The organism is Paenibacillus sp. RC334, from assembly GCF_030034735.1.
In the GTDB taxonomy this organism is placed as follows: domain Bacteria; phylum Bacillota; class Bacilli; order Paenibacillales; family Paenibacillaceae; genus Paenibacillus; species Paenibacillus terrae_A.
The window spans coordinates 4,578,387-4,597,321 of record NZ_CP125370.1; the positions used below are offsets into that span (position 1 = coordinate 4,578,387).

Here is an 18,935-nt window from a genome sequence, read left to right on the forward strand (position 1 = left end):
GTTTATAATGATAGACAGTGAATCATACGTTCGGTGGCTTTTTTTAACCTCTATGCGGCTGATTCAACATTTAATATTCATTATCCATACTATCCCTTTCGGAGGTGTTTTTAGAGTGACAGCTCAATCCACAGGTGCGGAGCTCCGCGATCTGATTATCATCGGAGGCGGTCCAGCCGGTATTTTCGCTGCTTTCTACGGGGGAATGCGTCAGGCATCCGTCACCTTAATTGAAAGTATGCCCCAACTCGGAGGCCAGCTTGCAGCCCTTTATCCTGAAAAATATATTTATGACGTCGCTGGCTTTCCTAAAGTGACTGCACAGGAACTGGTCAACAATCTGGTTCAGCAGATGAACCACTTTAATCCAGAAGTACAGTTAGAAGAGAAAGTCGTATCATTAGAGAAAAAGGAAGAACGCCACTTCATCGTAAAAACAGATAAAGGCGGCGAGTATCACGGTAAAGCGGTCATTATTACCGCTGGCGTGGGTGCTTTCGAGCCACGCAGACTGGAACTGCCGGGCGCAGATCGTTTTGAAAAAACGAACCTGCATTACTTTGTCAGCGACCTGAGTAAATTTGCAGGCCGGAAAGTGCTGATCAGCGGCGGCGGCGACTCTGCGGTAGACTGGGCGCTTATGCTGGAACCGATTGCAGAACAGGTTACATTGATTCATCGCCGCGACAAATTCCGTGCGCATGAACACAGTGTAGAAAACCTCCTCGCTTCCAAAGTAAACGTCGTTACACCGACCGAAATTACAGAGCTGCACGGGGAAGACTCGATTACGAAGGTTACCCTTGCTCATGTAAAAACCAAAGAAACTCAGGAAATCGAAGTGGACGATGTGATCGTTAACTTTGGATTTGTATCCACTCTCGGTCCGATTGCCGAATGGGGAATCGAAATCGAAAGTAACTCCATCGTGGTCGATTCCCGTCAGGAAACGAATATTCCCGGCATTTTCGCCGCTGGGGACATTACGACCTATCCAGGCAAGCTCAAGCTGATTGCTGTCGGCTTCGGTGAAGCGCCTACGGCCGTCAACAACGCCAAGGTTTATGTTGATCCGGACGCCAAGCTGTCCCCGGGTCACAGTAGTAACATGAAACTGTAGTCTATTCTTAGACTATGACAAAAAAGGGTATTTTACTCCAAAATTGAATTATTGGAGTGAAATACCCTTTTCTACGGTGTGCCTATTCGTTGCAGTGATTGTCCGTAAAGTCATTCGAACCCTGAATGACTTCACAGTCGCAGTACGAGAGCTTGTCCGGTCTAATGAAGGACTACGGCTGTATTCATCTCTAAGTTTCTTTTGTGGATCTCAGCCAGCAACAGTGCAATGAAGTCGCATTCAAGTTTAAGCTCGATTGCCATCTGATAGGAATCCAAAAGCATTTCATCCGTCAGCATAGCCATCCTCGACACAACCTTTCCTTTTATTTCAAAATCTATTCTATCAAAATACCAAAAACGGAACAAGCGTTCTGTTATCCACAGCATGTTGTGGAAATCCTGTGTATAAATTGTTGGTAAGTGTCGTAAAGCCTTATATGTGACAGGGGATAATGTGGACAATACTTATACACAGGATTTTGACGCTGGTAAATAAAAAAAATTTTTTATTGTTTACACAAATATATTATATTCACAATCTACTAAATTGAATTTTATGGGATTGAATTCAAGAAAATCAAGAATTATTGGGGCCTTGTGTTTACCTCCAAAATCCATATCCGTCCATTCGGATCAAGTCCATAATCAAATCCCAATTGTCCAATCCCCGGAAATCTTTTCTCCAGTACAGGAATACACCGCTGTGTAAGATTAACGATTTCACGTCGCTTTCGGGTAGCCACCTGGCGGGGATAAATCTTCCGAAGTGCATCCATTCCCTTCATCAAAGTTCCCCCTTTGCACAGGTTCGTAATGACCAGTCCGGGACGGGCATGACGTGCAACCACCGACCGGAAAACCCATTTCTGGCCCACTTTCACCACTTTTACCCGATAGTCAACCGGTCTGCCCTGAATAGTAGCCAACAAAATACCCTGCTGAATCAAATACGGACGCTGGAGCCGGAGCTTTCCGATTCCGACAGCAAGCTCTCCAAAGCTGCTGAACCGGTATGTGCGTTCCATGCGCGTGCAGGTGTATTCCCTGCGCCCCCTAGCCACACGCATGACTCCGATTCCACCGCCGCCCTTCACAGGCTTTATGAACACAAAAGCTTGCCGCCGCAGCATCATGCGCAGTTGATCTTCGCTATACAGACACGTTTCCGGTATATAAACGGCGGTATACGGATGGCGGAGCAGCGCCTTCGTCTTTAACCACTTGCTTGCAAGTTGTCTCATGAATCCTCTCTCCTTTCGCCGTCAAACTATACTTATACATACTCAACACGGATGCTCTATTCTTGGATGATTGCCCGAGGAACATATCCATTTCGACAAGATCAATGCTAACGGTAGCATGCACGGGACATCACTGGTACAATGACAATAATCTACTTATATTTGCACGGAGCAGCGGGTTTGCCGGCAAATTGTTTTTTCGACAAGGAGGTCAACTCATGAACAGCAAAATCGGCATCATGGACATTGGCTCCAACTCCATACGTCTAGTGATCTATGAAATAACAGAGACAGGAGCCTACCGGATTGTCCAGGAATGCAAAGAGGCTGCCCGACTAAGTGAAAAGGTTGGAACCAACGGCCGTATGGAGCGGGAAGCGATTCGAAGCATCGCTCCATTACTGCGCCAATTTATAACGGTATGCCGTATGCACGAGGTTGTTCGTATGCGTGCAGCAGCGACAGCCGCTATCCGTAATGCGGCGAATTCGGATGAGATTGTTCAATGGATTGCGGAGGAAACAGGCTTAACGCTGGAAATATTGAGCGGGGAGCAGGAGGGCTATGCCGGTTTTCTGGGCGTCGTCAATACCATGAATGTAAACGACGGCATTATTATTGACATCGGGGGCGGCAGTACCGAAATTACGCTGTTCCGCGAGCGACAGCGGCTTCATACCGTATCGTTTCCTTTTGGCGCGGTCAACACGAATTCGCGCTTTGGCCAGGAAGTCAGGAATGGTGAATGGTCCTCTCAGCAGATCGAGGAGATGGAGAGCTTCGTCCGTTCTTCCCTGCAAGACCATGATTGGATCTTTTCCAATCCGGGCCTGCCGTTCATCGGTTTGGGCGGTACCTTGCGTACCTTGGCCAAAATCAATCAGAAGCGGCAGGATTACTCGTTGCCCGTGACGCACCATTACGAAATGACGACAGAAGATGTCGATTATTTTTATGTCAGTCTGCCCCATCTTCCCTATGAAAAACGCAAAAAAACAGCCGGCCTGTCCAAAGACAGAGCCGACATTATTGTACCGGGGCTAGTTATATTGAAAACGATATTCGAGGCCGCTCATGGCTCCACCTATTTGGTCAGCGGAGCGGGCTTGCGTGACGGTTTGTTTCATGAACTGGTCAATTCCGAAAAGCCTGTGGTCGACAATCCGCTCATCGCGTCGATCCGCAATATACTTTCATTCGCTGTTCCGGTTAGCGAAGAGCACGTCAAGCGGGTTAACGAGTACGCTGTCCGACTCTATGACGAACTCGTTGACGTATGGGCTGACGTATCATCCTCAGCGATGGACAAACGTCTGCTGCTTACCGCCGCAACGCTGTACAAAACCGGAGCAGCCTTAAATTACTATCATTTCCGCCAGCATTCCGTGTTCTGGATCCTACATGCGGGCATCGGAGGTTTATCCCATCAGGAAACGGTGCTGGCTGCGCTGATCGCAGACTACCATCCCAAGAATCGGACGCCCCGACTGTTGCGCACACATGCCGATATTCTGGAGCCTTCCGACGAAGAACGTGTACATCGGTTGGGCTCCCTGCTCCAGCTTGCGATCGGCATGGATCGGAGCGAATCCGGCATCATCACCAGCATCAATCCCACCACAGGTGACGATGCGCTACATCTTCGTCTGGAAAGCATGAGTGAACCGATTCTGGAACAGCGGGAGCTGGAGGCTGTCGCCAAGGATTTTCAAAAAGCATGGAACCTTACGTTGTCGTGGTCCATTCTTCCTTCTTCCAATTTCTAACCTTCATGGCTTCGGATTGGCTCCGCATAGGGGCCTCTTCGTCGTTTCTTGCCACAAACTGATAACTGCCATTGGACAGAAGCTGCCGCGCCTTCACATTATCTCTCAAGGACAAATGCAAAATGTCCGACAGCATTCCCTTGATCCGGTCATCGTAAATCGGGCACATCAGTTCAATCCGGCGTGTCAGGTTGCGAGTCATCCAGTCCGCGCTGGACAGGAACAGCTCCGAAGCCCCTGCATTTTCAAAATAAAACAGCCTGGAATGCTCCAGAAAGCGATCCACAATACTAATGACGCTGATATTCTCGCTGAAGCCTTCCACACCGGGACGCAAGCAGCAGACCCCTCTAATGATCAAATCAATCTTCACACCCGCCTGAGAAGCTGCATAAAGTTCATCAATCATCTCCTGACTGGATAAGGAGTTGATTTTGGCAATGATACGGGCTGGCTTGCCTGCAAGTGCTTGCTCCGCTTCCCTGCGGATCAGCTCGAACAGCTTGTTTTTCATTCCCGTCGGAGCCACCGTAAAAGCTTGCAGCGTCTTGAGTGCGGAGAAGCCCGTGATTTCATTAAACAGCTCGGAGGCATCCTCGCCCAAGACCGGGTCTGACGTGAATAACCCGATATCCGTATATACGCGGGCCGTGCTTTCATTGTAGTTGCCAGTCCCCACATGCACGTATCGTTTGAGCGCGTTACGCTCGTGGCGTACCACGAGAATGATTTTGGCGTGCGTCTTCAAACCGACTAGCCCGTAAACCACATGACAGCCTGCTTTCTCAAGCGTACGCGCCCAGGCAATATTACGTTCCTCATCAAAACGGGCCTTTAATTCCACCACCACCGTGACCTGCTTGCCCGATTCAGCCGCACGTGCCAGTGCCGGTATCAGCTTGGATTCCCCGTTGACCCGGTACAGGGTCATTTTGATCGCCATCACATCCGGGTCCTCTGACGCCTCAATGATAAAATCCGTTACCGCATCGAACGACTCATACGGATGATATACCAGCACGTCCCGTTTGCGAAGTACGTTGAAGATATCCTCTTGCGGGGGCAGCTCTTCCGGATACACCGGTTTGATTGCCGGAAACTTCAAATGCGAATGCCCTTCCAATTGATCGGCAAAGGACGATAGAAACGTCAAATCCAGCGGCCCGTCCATCTCAAACACATGATCGAACAACTTGAATTCGCGCTGAAGCTCCATCAGAGCAAAGGGATTAATCCCTTTTTCCACTTCCAGCCTTACTGGCGCACCGCGTCTTCTTCGACGCAGTTCTTTTTCAATCTCTTCGAGCAAATCTTCGATTTCTTCTTCATTAATGGACAAATCGGAATTGCGCGTGACCCGAAAGGCTTGGACCGATTCCGGCACATAACCTGTGAACAGCGTTTGAATATGATGCTTGATCAGCTCTTCAATTAAAATGAATGATTTCTTCTTGCTATTGGAACGTAGCGGCACAGACACGACACGCGGAATATTGGAAGGCACCTGCACAATGGCAAAAAACGGCTTATCCTCCTCCGTATCCCCTTGACGTCTCAGTACAACTGCCAAATATACATATTTATTGTGAACTAGTGGAAAAGGACGGCTCTGATCGACCGCCATTGGCGTTAGCACCGGAAATATAATTTCATGAAAGTAGGTATCCAGAGACTTGCGCTGTGTCGCATTCAAGCCCTCATATTCAAGCAGCAAAATCCCCTTTTTCGTCAACAGGCGGGAAATTTCGCGATAGGTTCGATACTGCTCCGATACCATTGAGACCGTGCGCTTGATCAGCCGTTTGTACAAACCGGAGGGAGTATATCCGGTAAAATCCTTTTGCATAAAACCAGCCTTAATCTTCTCGCGCGTCTCTGCCACCCGAACAGCCATAAATTCATCCAGATTGCTGGACACAATCGCCAAAAATTTGGCTCTCTCCAGCAACGGTGTGTCTGTATCCTGAGCTTCCTGAAGCACACGACGGTTAAATTCAATCCAGCTCAAATCCCGATTAAAGTAGCGTTCTGACCCGGCTTTATCTTTATCCTTATTCTGACTCTCTATCAACATATGGCCTCCATCAATCATGCAGTATAGTTATGTTTTATTGTACTATTAGATGAAACGCACTAGCATCACGGCTGTGTAAACACAATGTAAAATGTGTGTAAAACGCAGCCTGTTGTTGAAAAGGTCAATCGGATACTTTACAAAAATAGTATTAAAGGGTACAGTGTTTACGTCTGTTTCATTGAGGTAGATTGTCGAATCGTACTTTTTCATCGTTTTTTTATATTTATCACGCTTTACTTGTCACATACCAGCCACTTTCAATTGTTTCATTTTCAAATGGCATCATATAGGGAGGATTTACGTTATGGAACCCAAGAAAACGCCACGCGTACTGCAAAAAAACATCGAATTTTTTACCGCAGCGCTGTCTCAGCATCTCGTTTCAGTCTGGCAGGAGGACCCGACGGGCGTATACTGCGAGATTGGCAGCGGATATATCGAATTGTTCAGCAGCGAGATGATTCGGGTGCGCAATCAGGATGGGACCCAAAGCCATTATGACCGCAATATCACGATGTTTCAGTTGATCACCAAGGATCAGCCGATATAATTATTATATGCTATGCCTGTACTGTTCTTCCAGATTAGAAATGCTTTTTTTCTTGAATATAACTGCTATCTAACTGTTACTTATAGGCTAAAAGTTATTCTTTAAGGCAGCGATGCTGCTGGCTTTCGGTCTGTGAAAATATTACAGGTTTATCCAAAAGGCGCCACAGAGCGCTTTTTTTGTCGTTTTTTTTGAACATCGTTTCAAAAAGCAGTATGATAAAGTAGCATAAAATCTAAATTTAAAGGGGAATCAACCGATGGAGCCTACAACATCAGACGGACGCATCCTGATCATGACCGCGGTTGAGGGCGAACGGGAAGCCGTGCTGCGCGGGCTGAACGGCGACACCCGCTTTGCAGTTGAGCTGGCTGGTGTGGGCGCTCCGTCCGCAGCGGCTTCGACTGCTCTGGCGCTGGTTGGCGGCGGCTACCGCCTGGTCATCAGCGCCGGAATCGGCGGCGGCTTCGTGGATGTAGCCGCACTGGAGAGCGTCGTCGTCGCGGACGCGATCATCGCCGCCGACCTCGGGGCCGAGACGGCGGAGGGCTTTAGCAGCGTGGACGAGCTGGGCTTCGGCTCCAGCCGAATCGCCGTGAACGGCGCAACCACGCAGCGACTCGTTCAGGCGCTGCGTGCCGCCGGACAGACAGCCGTCGCCGGGCCGATCCTGACCGTCACGACGGCGACTGGTACGGCGGCAACCGCAGAACAGCTGGCTGTGCGCGTTCCCGGGGCTGCTGCCGAAGCGATGGAAGGCTATGGGGTAGCCGTAGCGGCGAACAGGCTGGAGCTGCCTGTGATGGAGATCCGCACGATCTCCAATGCAGTTGGCCCACGTGACCGCGCCGCCTGGCGGATCAAAGAGGCTTTGCAAGCGTTGGAAGCCGCATTTTCTACATTAACGGAGGTTATATAGATGCAAATTGCTTTTTCACCTTGTCCCAACGACACCTTTGTCTTTCATGCCTTGGCGCATGGGTTGATTCCGGGCGCACCCTCGCTGGACATCACATTCGCCGATATCGACATCACCAACAATCTGGCGGTAACGCCAAACGGGCTGGATGTTATGAAAATCTCTTATGCTGCACTCCCTTGGGTGCTGGACGAATACGCCCTGCTGCCTTGCGGCGGCGCGCTAGGCCGGGGCTGCGGACCGCTCGTGCTGACCAAGGAAGATACCACGGCGGAAGGACCGGAAGCCCTGTCCGGCAAGCGCGTAGCTGTGCCGAGCGAACGCTCCACGGCCTATCTGCTATTCCGCCTGTGGGCGGCCAAGCATGTGCCGGGAGGGGTCGGTGAAATTGTCGTGATGCCGTTCGACCAGATCATGCCTGCTGTCCGTGACGGACATATGGATGCCGGGCTGGTCATTCACGAGGCACGTTTCACGTATCCATCCTACGGTCTCAGCAAGCAAGTGGATCTGGGCAACTGGTGGGAAGAAGATACGGGTCTCCCGATTCCGCTTGGAGCCATTATTGCCCGCCGTTCTCTGGACCTCGATGCGATCGCAGGCTGGTTACACGCCTCTGTCGAGTATGCTTGGAAGCATCCCGAGGCCTCGCGCGAATATGTATTGTCCCATGCACAGGAGCTGTCTCCGGATGTGGCCCAATCACATATCGACCTGTACGTGAACGACTTTACCGCCAATCTGGGCGACAGTGGATACGCAGCCATCGAAGCACTGCTCGGACGCGCCGCACAGGAAGGACTTGTGCCTTCGTTTGATTTAGCCAAGCTGCGCCTTGCGTCCACCACCCGCTAATGGACCGACATTGCATGTTTTCCAGCTGAATAGAGCAGTTTAAACATATAAAACCTCCCGAACGAGCACATTGCCTAGCCATGCGCCCCATTCGGGAGGTTCTATGATTTCATATTGCGAATCATCATTCAGACTCGCTTGATCCTTGTCCTTAGTTCTGTTCCTGCTCCACGACCTCGGTCTTAAACACGTTATCCAATTTGGTACCCAATCTTTTGACCAGTGGCACCTTAATATCCCGGCTCAGCTCCTTGAAAAAAGCGTCCATGTCACAATTAATCTTATCCAACACGACCTTTACGGTGCCCTCTGCCAAGATCTGCTCATTCAGATCTTCCGGTACGGTAACCGAGATATCATACTTCTTGCTTAACGTTTTAATGTAGCGGGTAAAGATTTCGATAAGCTCCTCATTGTTGAACTTCTCGACTGCAACTTGCCCTTTGTTCGTAAATTTCAAATTCACTCTCACGTTAGCATTTCCCCTTTTCCTTTTGACCATTTATTTTGGATAAACGTTGAACCTTACGAGGTTCTTCAAAGAAAGGGCCTTACCGGTCGTTTTAGACTCTTGTCCTTTGATATACTAAGTATAACACATTAAGTCCGTTTTCATTTCCCAACTTGTCGTTTTATGATAAAAAATGATACAATTTGCGCATTTTCAGCATTAATTCTTTCTTTTCATGCCAATCATTAGGAAGATTTTATACATAAATACACAAAAAAACGCCTATCTCGCAAAAGAAAGACGTTTCCGTATAGATGCTTATGCAGTATGGATTTACAAAGGTTTTGTACATTCCCAACCATGTGAACGATACTCACGCACCGCATCCCGTACATCCTCGATATCATCGGTATGCAGCAGAACCGCAGGTAAAATCACCCAATATTCGTTCTCTGCCAGATCAATAAACACGTCCTCGACATCATAATATTGCATATCGCCAAAAGCCGTATCCCTGATTTTCTGTCCAACCAAAGGTGTAAAATGGGAATCAAATGTTTTAATCACCTTCGTATATTCCTTCACGCCCGTTGCTGTAATCTGCTGTGAAATAATGACGCTCAATGCTGTTTACCTCCCTGACTGATAATGCTCATTATAACCTCTTATCAGGCCTTCCACAAAACCTTGTGCTGCAAAAATAATAAAAATCAACAACCCGATGCCGATCCCAACGGAGCTTAAAACGATAATCAGGATGCCCTGTGTATTACGTTGCTCTATCCGTTTCGTCAAAATGCCGAAGACTAAACCCAGAATAGCCGACAGATTACCAATGACGAAAATACTTAATAGTAGCCCCAATCCTGCAAAAATCCAGCCAAACAAAGCAAGCACCCAGCCCTGCGGCTGCGGCTCACTCTGTCTCATCTGCCAGCGTTCCCTCGCTGTAGACGTGTACCTATCCATTCTTTAGCTCCCCCGCTCTTTAACCAATACTCAAGAAAGAAATTCGCTCGCCTTCTCCCGGTGGGCAGGCTTGATATGCATGTCCAGCACTTTTAAGGCCGCCAGCACGACACCCGCATCGTCCGTGAAGCCCAGCATCGGAATGACATCCGATATCGCATCCAATGGAGAAATAAAATACGCCAAGGCCCCGAAGGCCACCCCTTTGGCATAAAGAGGCGTTTCAGGATCTATCGCACAATAGTACATGGCCACCGCATCCTTCACAAAAGGAACCTTTCCGGCCGTGGATTTCACCTTTTTGAAAAATCCCTTTTTTACCTGTTCTTCCTGCTTCGGATCATATTTGGCTTTAGTTACATCAAAATCCTTCATAAGGTACCTCCTATTTCTGACTGGCAAGCTTGAAAATTCCACCTTCCCGCTTTCCAAGTTCATAATTTTGTACCGTCATTTCCACCTTCGTATTTTTATCCCATACCGGAAGCTTGTCCGACGTACCATACTGTTTCATAGCTATGTCTATGACTTCCTCCGCCTTCTTCGTCAAAGTAGAAGAAGCCATATTATATTTACCATAACCTCGATAAGCACCACCCAAACCAAGATTCGGTTGATTGTTCACATTTAAAAGCACACCCTTCAACGTACCATTCTCTGCTACATCAAAGGTCGCTTTTTCCAATACAAAATCATCAGTAACGACGGAAGTCTGCTCCAATACATGCGATATGGACGACAGGTTGGCTGCTAATCTAACCCGTTGCAGCAGGGCCTCTGTATCCTTTTGTTGCTTTGTCAATGCTTGCGTTGTCTTGTTGAGTGAAGCATTCGCTGTAGTTAAAGTATTTACCTTTGCAGTCAGATTATAATTCCATAACGCCAAGGTAATACATCCGAGTACAGCTATTCCTGAAATGACCGTGGCTACAACTGCGAGCTTACGAACAGCCTGTGGTTGCGGCTCCAAAGACTGAGTATGACTGCTTAATTCCCCCATAGCAAACTTCCTCTCTATTTACATAGTCATATTTTACTATGACCCCCTTTTATAATCTAGTATATTCTTCCTGCTTTCTCATTCTCTATTTATGGGTACAGGATTTCGTTTCATTGGCCCTTGAGCTTGGGTTGCCTCGTTTTCCCGGTAAAGCCGTATTCACCAGATACACACTGCCCGCGATCAGCACCAATCCCACCACGAATGTCAGAGTAAGCGACTCCTTGAGCATCACCATACTGAAGATCGTAGACAGCACCGGAATCATAAATGTATAGGAGCCGACGGTTCCTGCTTCTCCGTTGTCGATCAGTTTAAAATAAATCATCCAGCCCATCGCAATCACGAATACCGATATAAACAGCAAGATACCGATAAAGGAGGGGGTCCAGTGAATATCGCTCCATTTCTCCGTCGTAAGTCCAATCCCATTGAGAATAATTCCCCCAAAAATGAGCTGCATCGTCACCGCCCAAATGGAGTCCAACTGCTTGCTTTTTTCTTCATATAAATCGTTCCGAGTGCCCAGCACAGTCCAGAGGCCAGCCCCAGCACGATACCCAACACGGACAAATGCCCTGCCATCCCGCCGGAGCTAATCACGATCACCCCGCCAAATCCAAGAACCAGTCCAATGACCTTCATCGGAAACATGCGCTCACCCAACCACAACCAGGAGAACAATCCAAGCAAGATCGGCTGGAGGAATACTAAAGTGGAAAATAACCCGGCAGGCAAATACCGTAGCCCCACCGTCTGCAAGCCATAGTAGCCTGCAATATTAAATATCGCCAGAACGAGATACGTCCACGCATTCTGTCTCAAGCGTAAGGTTTCCCTGTGACGCATAGCGAACAGAAGCAGGATTAGCCCGCCCAGCAGCGTACGGATGCCTGAAAATAAAATCGGCGGTGTATCTGGCAGAGCCAGCTTGGTCAACGGCCAGTTAATTCCCCACACCATCACTAATATCAATACAAGCCACAGCGTAGCTTTTAGGTGTTAATGTTTTCATAGCTGTGTTCCTCTCCCCTAGCGATGGTCATCACTCATTTCATACAGCTATAATCATTTACAGACATTTGCAAAGCTTCACTTTACTAGCATATACTGTGAGCTTTAATAAATAAAATGAATGTTGTCAGAAAAGAGTTCGGCTATTCTTACGAAGTCTGGAACCAGCGGTTATTAGCTCAGCACGTTCGTAAATACGCTTTGGCTGAAGGTCATGAATGTCTTTTACGTTATTTCAGGATCGTTCTACTAGGCTGGTGAAAGTGTTTTACTTCTAAGCCATTTTCCCGGGGAGCAGTTTTTCGTAAATCGGTAAAGTTACAAACCATGTAAAAAAAAGCTTCCCTGGTCCCAGGCTGGGCCCAGCGCTTTTTCGTCGTTTCGGATTACGAACTTTCGTCAGGCCGAGCAGGCCGGGTTGGCGACTTATTTCCTAAAATGACGCATTCCCGTCCGTTCGCCTCTCTTGTTACTGGGCCGTTAAAATCAGTGGCCCGTCCGGCGTGACTGCGATCGTATGCTCATATTGCGCCGACAACTTGCCGTCGGCCGTTCTCGCCGTCCACTGATCGTCGTCGATCATGATACGGAACGTACCTTCGTTGATCATGGGTTCAATCGTAAATACCATGCCTTCCTTTAACCGAATGCCTTTGCCGGCTGTGCCGATATGCTCGTAGCTCGGCTCTTCGTGCAGGCTCCGCCCAATCCCGTGCGCCAGCAGATCGCGTACGACGGAATACCCATTCGCCTCCGCATGCTGTTGAATTGCTGACGTGATGTCGCCGAGCCGGCCCCCGGGGAGCGCCCGGGCGATCCCCAGATCCAGACATTCCTTCGTCACCTTCATTAATTGTTGCGCCTCAGGCCGGATATTGCCCACCGCATAGGTCATGCACGAATCGCCGAACCATCCGCCGTATTCCGCGACGATGTCGAGCTTCAACAAGTCCCCGTCCATAAGCGCCCGATTGGAAGGAATGCCGTGAGCCACGACATCGTTGATCGAAATACAGGTTTCGGCGGGGAAACCGTTGTATCCTTTCGTAAACTGCTTGCCGCCCAGCTTGGTGATGTGTCTGGCAACAAAGTCATTGATTTCCTGGGTGGTAATCCCAGGCTCGATCAGTTTGGCCACCTTACGGTAGCAATCCGCAACGATTTGGCTCGCCGGCTTCATCTCTTCAATTTCCCTAGGTGATTTTAAAATGATCATCTTTGTTTATTCGCTCCTTATCCATTCTATAATTTTAAAAACCCGGCGATATCCCTGGCCTCCTCGTGCAGCTTTCCGCGGCGAAGCGAAAGTGAGGCGCAGCCGACCAAGGCGGCCAGCAGCATTTCCGCGCGCTGTAGCCGATCCGGCGGCTCCGCTGCGTTTCTGCCGGAAGCGGCAGCCCCGTCCGCCGCACGCCCAGTTTCCAGCAGCGCGGCAAGCGGCGCGAGCACCTCCCGGCGAAAGGCGGCCGAGAGCGGAGCCGACCGTGCTTCAGGCAGCGAGGCAAAGCCCTCACCGGCCAGCTTATGCAGCAGGTACAGAGCGTGGTCCTCCGCCCAAAGCTGTAACAGCCGGACCCCAGCGGCGGCGACGGGGCCAAACTCTGCGGCAGCGGCCGTTTCGCGACTTCCGCTTCGGGAATCCGCGGCAGCCGCGTTCCCGGTGTCCGCCGCAGCAGCCAAGCCGAAATGCCCGCCCGCCGGCGCCTCCCCCGAAGCCGAAGCGCAAGGGACCTCCAGCGGGGCCTCTAGCGTGTCCTTCTGCCATCCCCCGGCCCGCTCCAACGCGTCCCATAGCAGATCGTGGAGCAAATCGCCCTTATTGCTGTAATAATGGTATACCGTGCCATAGCCGAGTCCCGCCTGCGCGGCCACATCGCGCATTTCCAGTAAAGGCCCTTTATTCAAAAACACATCGGCAGCGGCTTTCCGGATTTGCGCCAGACGCCGCAGCCGGATCTCTTCGTTTTGTTCCTTCGTGCGTGGAGACATCTCGTCCGTTCACCTCTTTTATTTTTGACCTACTCTTATGTCAATATAAAACATCGGCTTGCGAATAACAAGGAATTAGCTGGAGAATTTACGGCTTACCTAGAAATCGGAGCTGTTTACGGATGCGAAAAAATAGGAAGCAATAGTAACGAGATTTTGGCAGGTGTATAATGTTCCTTAAATACTGATTGAGATCGTTATTATAAGGGGTGTCTTTTCAAAAGTAGGTGGTTTTCCTGTCTTTACGTGATGTGCTTAAAAATAAAAAAGAGTTTTCCATGAACGGAAAACTCTTTCGCTATTTATCTTTTGGGTTGAGCCATCATAGACTTAGAACGATCCCTTTCACCGACATACCGCTCAAGGTTTTCGGCATGCTTATATAGTTTCGTCAATGACGGACCAAACCTCCAGCCAAATCATCCCAGCGCCAGGAAACCTCATGTCCGTGAAGATGCAGCCCCCCAAACCACTCGTCGATCCCTTGAACTGCAATACGGTCCGCTGATCCATTTAGTACCTCATTACCCAACTCAGTCAGAATTACCGGGCGGTTCAGAAACTCCGGGATTTGCCTGAAATCCAAGCCGTCCTCAGCCCCGTCAATAATCAGTAAAGGATGCTCACCTTCCACCAAAGAACGAATAACTTTCCAATATTCGAGATCGCCCATGCCGAGCACATGCAGGACGTCAGTTACCTGACGGAACAATTCCAAAGGCGTATCCACTCCGTTGCGAACGGCCTGAAGCGTGGTCTGTTCCACAATGCCAAGACCATTCCGTTCCGAGGGCAACCGTTTGAGATGCGCTGTGAAGGCCTCATAGGCAAAAGGCAGGCCGGATGCTGCCAATGTTGCCTTCTTGTCTTCCAGAAGATTAGCCATTTGACCAGGATCAGGAGAAGCATACGCCTGCCAAAGCTCGCTTCCGAGCTCCATTTCTTGCCGCCCAATGGTCCGCCAGGTCCCGGATAATGTCTGAAGCTGTGCCGGAGTGAGCTGTCCCAGACCATGAAACCGTTCAATTCCTGGAAACTCCCCAATACAGAGCAGACTCAGCTTCGTGCGGCCCAGTTTCTGTCTTTTGAACCAGTGGAGCAGATAGGCGAGCATACTCTGATCAAACAGGTCATGCTCAAACCACAACACGACTTCATCGTACTTGGTATATTCACGAAGTTTCTGTTCTTGTTCCTCACAGCCCGTTATGTATTCGCTGGCCGGAATACCCATCGTTTCTTCCAGAACCCGGGCCCGCAGTGACCGTTCTTCAGCCCCTGCTGGATTTGCAAATATCGGCCCTGATGGATAAACCTCTCTCCATACAAGCACATCACCCTGTACAACGCCCTGCTTCAACATCTCACCTACAACATCACCGTTAACAATATGTAGCATGTTTTGCCCTCCCTCATACAAATGATTGAACACGGAGACGAGGTCGGCCACCGGGAGTGTACCTTTCAACTTTCGGCGGGCATCGTGCAGCCGCTTCTTAAGCGTCGGGACCGGAGTGCCCAGATAATCGGAAATTTCCTGAAGAGAGTAGCCGTAAAAATAAAATAGCCGCAGAGGCACGCGCAGCTTGGCAGACAGTGCCTTCACCGATTGTTGCAAAACTTGACTCTCCTCCCTACGCTCCGAAATTTCTGCCAAATCCGGTACTCCTCCCGATACCTGCACCGCTTCATCCAGAGGAAGCACCGAATGATGCTTGCGCCGCAGCGTCCGCTGGGACTGTCTTACGACAATGGTCTTGAACCAGCCTGGAAAAGCGGCCGGGTTCTGTAGCTTCTCCAGATTCTGATAAGCCTCTATGAACGCATCCTGCACGGCATCTTCCGCGAGATGGACATCCTTCAGCATGTCATAGGACACCGCATAGGCCATCCCACGAAAATGCAGCACCAGCTGCCCAAACGCTTCCGCATCCCCTAGCCGCGCCTTTTCAACCCACTCCCTCATACGTCCCTAGCCTCGTTTCTTTCGTGTTCTTAATCTTAAGTGCCAACTCAATGGGGGAAGGTTACAAATTATATTGATGGAAAAATGAAATGATTGATACATAGCGTCACCGAACACTGCAACAATATGAACAGATTCTTTCTCATAGGAGCATACTGTAGTTACAGCTGATAGTTTCCAACCGAAATAAATCACCCTTTATTTTTCACGAGGTTAAGTTCAATGTGACTTCTACCATGTAGCCATAGCAGTTCATCCAGTAAAAATGCTAATCCATCCTTACTGCGCAAACGCTCGATCAGTTCTGTGACGACCTCCATGATCTCACGTTGCACATTCTCCGCTAGTTGTAGTCCCCCGCTTTCCCCGTCCACATAAAGATACGGATGATCCGGTTGTTCTACCTTTCGTACATATCGCAGACACAATATTCCATGTTCAAGATAAAAAAAATAGCTACGATCATACAGGACTCCCTCAAATAATTCATACATATGAGGATCATCATCAAGTCCATATACCATGGCAACTCTTTTCAATTCAACAGATTCGCTCATAAATAATTCCCCCTACCTTATAATATTACTGATTTATTTATGTATTGATATCCAGCATAAGCATGATTACTGTATGAATGATCTGGAAAACATAAACGACACGCCCCTTCACTCCCTAAATCATTGTTATAAGAAATTTTTTATCAATACTTAAATTCAGTATCCAGTACCGTTCTACTTTAGAACCAAGTACCAAGTGATCAAATTAACAATGTTGAGAGAAAATAAATTTAATACTTATATTCGTATATTCGTTTATTAGTATAATATATACGACTTTTAGTATAGAGTCAACATCAATTTTACGGATATTCGTATATTGGATATAATGGGCTAGAGGATGGTGTACATATGAGAACGATTCGGCTTAAATTGAACGAGGTTATGACACAACGGGGACTTACGCAAACTCAACTTTCCGAACTATCTGGTGTTCGTCAGGCGGCTATATCAGAAATGTCACGGAACATTCGTGAACAAATAAATCTAAAAACACTTATCAAAATCGCGGATGCACTTGAAATTGATGATATATCTGAACTCATAGCAATTGAAAATTCTGAAAAGGATCGCCTATAAAAACGGTCCTATTTTCGTTAAGTACTTTTCGTCTGCACTGGCTAAAACTTAAATAATGTACAAGAAAAACGGAGAAGACGGATTGGTGCTGTACAAGCCAAGCGGTCGCTTCGGAAGCACCATCCGTCTGCGAAGTGGCAGTTCCATTTATATATTCGATCTTTTGATCAGTTCCTCCACGGCTTTATAAGTCATGTCAAGGTAATCACTTTATATAGTGTAGTGATTATGATCATTTAACACATTCAAAAAGGCCTCCATAGCAATATAGTATTATACGACTATACCGCTATAGAGGCCTTCATTTATAGTTAGATCATTTCTTTGCTTTCGTCTGATCCTATTTAAAAATCACTTCGATTGCTTTGTGGCTTCGTACAAACGCTGTAAAATGGTAACCGCCTCAGCCCGTGTGACTAGCGCTTTGGGGTGAAGGTATCCATCATTGGCGGTAAGGACGCCCATATTAGTCAGGGTGTAGAATGCTTCTCCTTTTTGATCTTGGGAATCTCCATCATAATAGGGCTCCTCTTGAGTCGTGTCGATGTATATTACTGGATAGCTGAACGAGTAATTGTCATTGTAATTCGCCTTACGAATTTTTATATCCTTATACTGCGCAGCTGCAGAGATTACTTCCTTGATCTCAGGATGAAGAGTCTGATTCGTATAATCCGTCCGAACGGAAGCAATCATCATAACATCCCAGCGGGTCAGCGGTTTGTCGGGATTGATATAGAATTGATAGTTTGGATATTTGCCTCCTACTCTTTCAGTGAAGCCCCAAACATAATCCCCATTGAATAATGCTGCAAAATCTTTATTCGCCCAGTGCTTACGCGCATCAACAAATTCTGAAGCTTTTCCGGACGAATGATTGATCTCTGGAAAAAGCTTGTGAAACATATTTACAAATTCCGCTTTCGTTATGGTTTTGCCTGGCTTGAAGGTCCCATCCTCATAGCCCTTGACAACGCCTTTGTCGACCATCGAACGAATAGATTCAGCAGCCCACTCATATTTTGTCCCGTTCACATCAGTAAACGTATTTGCCGCGAATGCGGATTGGCTAAAAAACAGTGCCACCGCAACCAGCGGAGTGATAAGCCATTTCTTTTTCAACATCTCTTTCCACTTCCTTCAGGTAAAATTTATGTAGAAAATAGTTCTTCAGAACTCCATGTTATATCGGCATCTCAAAAGCAAATGATAATAATAATCAGAAAAAACAACACAAAAACGACCTCGCAACGAGTAATTCCCGTCACAAAGGCCGTTATCCGCATTCCCTAACAAACCTGACATTTAGGCTTCTATAATTCAGACCACCACTCGAAAAACATTAATTAACAAGGCTCTTCGTTCGGCTTCCCTGCATCCGTAGCTGTACGGAAGCTTGAACCGCAACCACAGGTAGCGATTGCATTCGGATTATGAATGGTAAAACCGCCTGACATACCAGACTCTTCAAAGTCGATTTCCAGACCGTCCAGGTAGCGGATGCTTTCCTTTTCCACTACAATCTTCATATCCTGTACGTTCATATATATATCCTGATCCGTCTCGTTGTCGTCAAAGCCCATGGCATACGAGAATCCGGTGCAACCGCCCGGCGTAACACCCAGACGCAAAAACATATTCGGCGTTTCCTGCTGCTCCAGCATATCTTTCAAGCGCTCGGCAGCGGAATCGGTGATGTTAATCATGACTCCATCCTCCTCTTTTACTTCATGTTCTCCTTTAGTATACTCCACTATTTGCAGGTGCTCAAGTCATGGAATGTCCTTCCCTTACAGGCTAAAAGACCTGTTTTTCTATTCGTTTGTATTGAACACCTGTGAGGTGAGGTTTATAATAGGTGAAGAGTGTGTAAAAGAAAC

20 protein-coding genes and 1 pseudogene are annotated in these 18,935 nt (G+C 48.1%); 6 read left to right on the forward strand and 15 right to left on the reverse strand.

Translation table 11 applies throughout. The features are described from left to right. The first annotated feature begins 115 nt into the window (after positions 1-115). Positions 116-1,120 carry an NAD(P)/FAD-dependent oxidoreductase gene (locus QMK20_RS21020; protein WP_283653171.1) on the forward strand — a complete coding sequence of 335 codons (1,005 nt, stop codon included), beginning with the start codon at positions 116-118 and terminating at the stop codon, positions 1,118-1,120. A gap of 161 nt (positions 1,121-1,281) precedes the next feature. Here the strand turns inward: QMK20_RS21020 and sda are convergent, their stop codons facing one another. Together sda and QMK20_RS21030 are read right to left on the reverse strand one after the other, a co-directional pair. Continuing rightward, positions 1,282-1,425: a sporulation histidine kinase inhibitor Sda gene (sda, locus tag QMK20_RS21025; protein ID WP_007431918.1), complete on the reverse strand. Its 144-nt coding sequence runs from the start codon at positions 1,423-1,425 to the stop codon at positions 1,282-1,284. Positions 1,426-1,706: 281 nt separating this feature from the next. Then, positions 1,707-2,363 carry a YheC/YheD family protein gene (locus QMK20_RS21030; protein ID WP_283653172.1) on the reverse strand — a complete coding sequence of 219 codons (657 nt, stop codon included), beginning with the start codon at positions 2,361-2,363 and terminating at the stop codon, positions 1,707-1,709. Between the two features lie 218 nt (positions 2,364-2,581). On the opposite strand from QMK20_RS21030, the gene QMK20_RS21035 reads away from it, so the two are divergent. Continuing rightward, complete coding sequence (locus QMK20_RS21035) at positions 2,582-4,129, forward strand: Ppx/GppA phosphatase family protein (RefSeq protein ID WP_283653173.1); 1,548 nt, start codon at positions 2,582-2,584, stop codon at positions 4,127-4,129. On the opposite strand, the gene ppk1 is transcribed toward QMK20_RS21035, so the two are convergent. After that, a complete protein-coding gene (gene ppk1, locus QMK20_RS21040) occupies positions 4,089-6,203 on the reverse strand; it encodes a polyphosphate kinase 1 (RefSeq protein WP_283653174.1) in 2,115 nt (704 codons plus the stop codon). The genes QMK20_RS21035 and ppk1 overlap by 41 nt on opposite strands. A 307-nt stretch (positions 6,204-6,510) precedes the next feature. Between ppk1 and QMK20_RS21045 the strand changes: the two genes are divergently transcribed. The 3 genes from QMK20_RS21045 to QMK20_RS21055 all read left to right on the forward strand — a co-directional run bounded on the left by QMK20_RS21045 (position 6,511) and on the right by QMK20_RS21055 (position 8,530). Then, a complete protein-coding gene (locus QMK20_RS21045; RefSeq protein ID WP_044645463.1) occupies positions 6,511-6,756 on the forward strand; it encodes a hypothetical protein in 246 nt (81 codons plus the stop codon). Positions 6,757-7,015: 259 nt separating this feature from the next. After that, positions 7,016-7,675 carry a futalosine hydrolase gene (locus QMK20_RS21050; RefSeq protein ID WP_283653175.1) on the forward strand — a complete coding sequence of 220 codons (660 nt, stop codon included), beginning with the start codon at positions 7,016-7,018 and terminating at the stop codon, positions 7,673-7,675. Further along, entirely contained in the window at positions 7,676-8,530 is an 855-nt protein-coding gene (locus QMK20_RS21055) for a 1,4-dihydroxy-6-naphtoate synthase (RefSeq protein WP_283653176.1), read from the forward strand. A 151-nt stretch (positions 8,531-8,681) separates the two neighbouring features. Here QMK20_RS21055 and QMK20_RS21060 read toward each other — a convergent pair whose 3' ends face one another. The 10 genes and pseudogenes from QMK20_RS21060 to QMK20_RS21105 form a co-directional block, all read right to left on the reverse strand. Further along, on the reverse strand, positions 8,682-9,002 hold the full coding sequence (locus QMK20_RS21060; protein WP_014277849.1) for a hypothetical protein: 321 nt from the start codon (positions 9,000-9,002) through the stop codon (positions 8,682-8,684). A gap of 312 nt (positions 9,003-9,314) precedes the next feature. Beyond that, positions 9,315-9,605, reverse strand: coding sequence for a hypothetical protein (locus tag QMK20_RS21065; protein ID WP_014277850.1), 291 nt, complete (start codon positions 9,603-9,605; stop codon positions 9,315-9,317). Positions 9,606-9,611: 6 nt separating this feature from the next. Next, positions 9,612-9,950, reverse strand: coding sequence for a hypothetical protein (locus QMK20_RS21070; protein ID WP_283653177.1), 339 nt, complete (start codon positions 9,948-9,950; stop codon positions 9,612-9,614). 30 nt (positions 9,951-9,980) lie between these two features. Continuing rightward, complete coding sequence (locus QMK20_RS21075; RefSeq protein ID WP_283653178.1) at positions 9,981-10,325, reverse strand: YkvA family protein; 345 nt, start codon at positions 10,323-10,325, stop codon at positions 9,981-9,983. 10 nt (positions 10,326-10,335) lie between these two features. Further along, positions 10,336-10,950 carry a hypothetical protein gene (locus QMK20_RS21080; RefSeq protein WP_283653179.1) on the reverse strand — a complete coding sequence of 205 codons (615 nt, stop codon included), beginning with the start codon at positions 10,948-10,950 and terminating at the stop codon, positions 10,336-10,338. 85 nt (positions 10,951-11,035) lie between these two features. Next, positions 11,036-11,965 (reverse strand): annotated as a pseudogene (locus tag QMK20_RS21085) (DMT family transporter). 468 nt (positions 11,966-12,433) lie between these two features. Further along, positions 12,434-13,180 carry a type I methionyl aminopeptidase gene (map, locus tag QMK20_RS21090; protein ID WP_283653180.1) on the reverse strand — a complete coding sequence of 249 codons (747 nt, stop codon included), beginning with the start codon at positions 13,178-13,180 and terminating at the stop codon, positions 12,434-12,436. Positions 13,181-13,206: 26 nt separating this feature from the next. After that, positions 13,207-13,953 (reverse strand): TetR/AcrR family transcriptional regulator, encoded by a 747-nt coding sequence (locus QMK20_RS21095; protein WP_283653181.1) that lies wholly within the window; start codon positions 13,951-13,953, stop codon positions 13,207-13,209. Positions 13,954-14,344: 391 nt separating this feature from the next. After that, on the reverse strand, positions 14,345-15,919 hold the full coding sequence (locus QMK20_RS21100) for a sigma-70 family RNA polymerase sigma factor (protein ID WP_283653182.1): 1,575 nt from the start codon (positions 15,917-15,919) through the stop codon (positions 14,345-14,347). Between the two features lie 191 nt (positions 15,920-16,110). Beyond that, entirely contained in the window at positions 16,111-16,476 is a 366-nt protein-coding gene (locus tag QMK20_RS21105; protein WP_283653183.1) for a hypothetical protein, read from the reverse strand. A gap of 351 nt (positions 16,477-16,827) precedes the next feature. Here QMK20_RS21105 and QMK20_RS21110 point away from each other — a divergent pair, with 351 nt between their 5' ends. Further along, entirely contained in the window at positions 16,828-17,055 is a 228-nt protein-coding gene (locus tag QMK20_RS21110) for a helix-turn-helix domain-containing protein (protein ID WP_283653184.1), read from the forward strand. A 351-nt stretch (positions 17,056-17,406) separates the two neighbouring features. On the opposite strand, the gene QMK20_RS21115 is transcribed toward QMK20_RS21110, so the two are convergent. After that, complete coding sequence (locus tag QMK20_RS21115) at positions 17,407-18,180, reverse strand: S-layer homology domain-containing protein (protein WP_283653185.1); 774 nt, start codon at positions 18,178-18,180, stop codon at positions 17,407-17,409. Between the two features lie 221 nt (positions 18,181-18,401). Continuing rightward, positions 18,402-18,761: a HesB/IscA family protein gene (locus QMK20_RS21120; RefSeq protein ID WP_014277861.1), complete on the reverse strand. Its 360-nt coding sequence runs from the start codon at positions 18,759-18,761 to the stop codon at positions 18,402-18,404. Between the last annotated feature and the right edge of the window lie 174 nt (positions 18,762-18,935).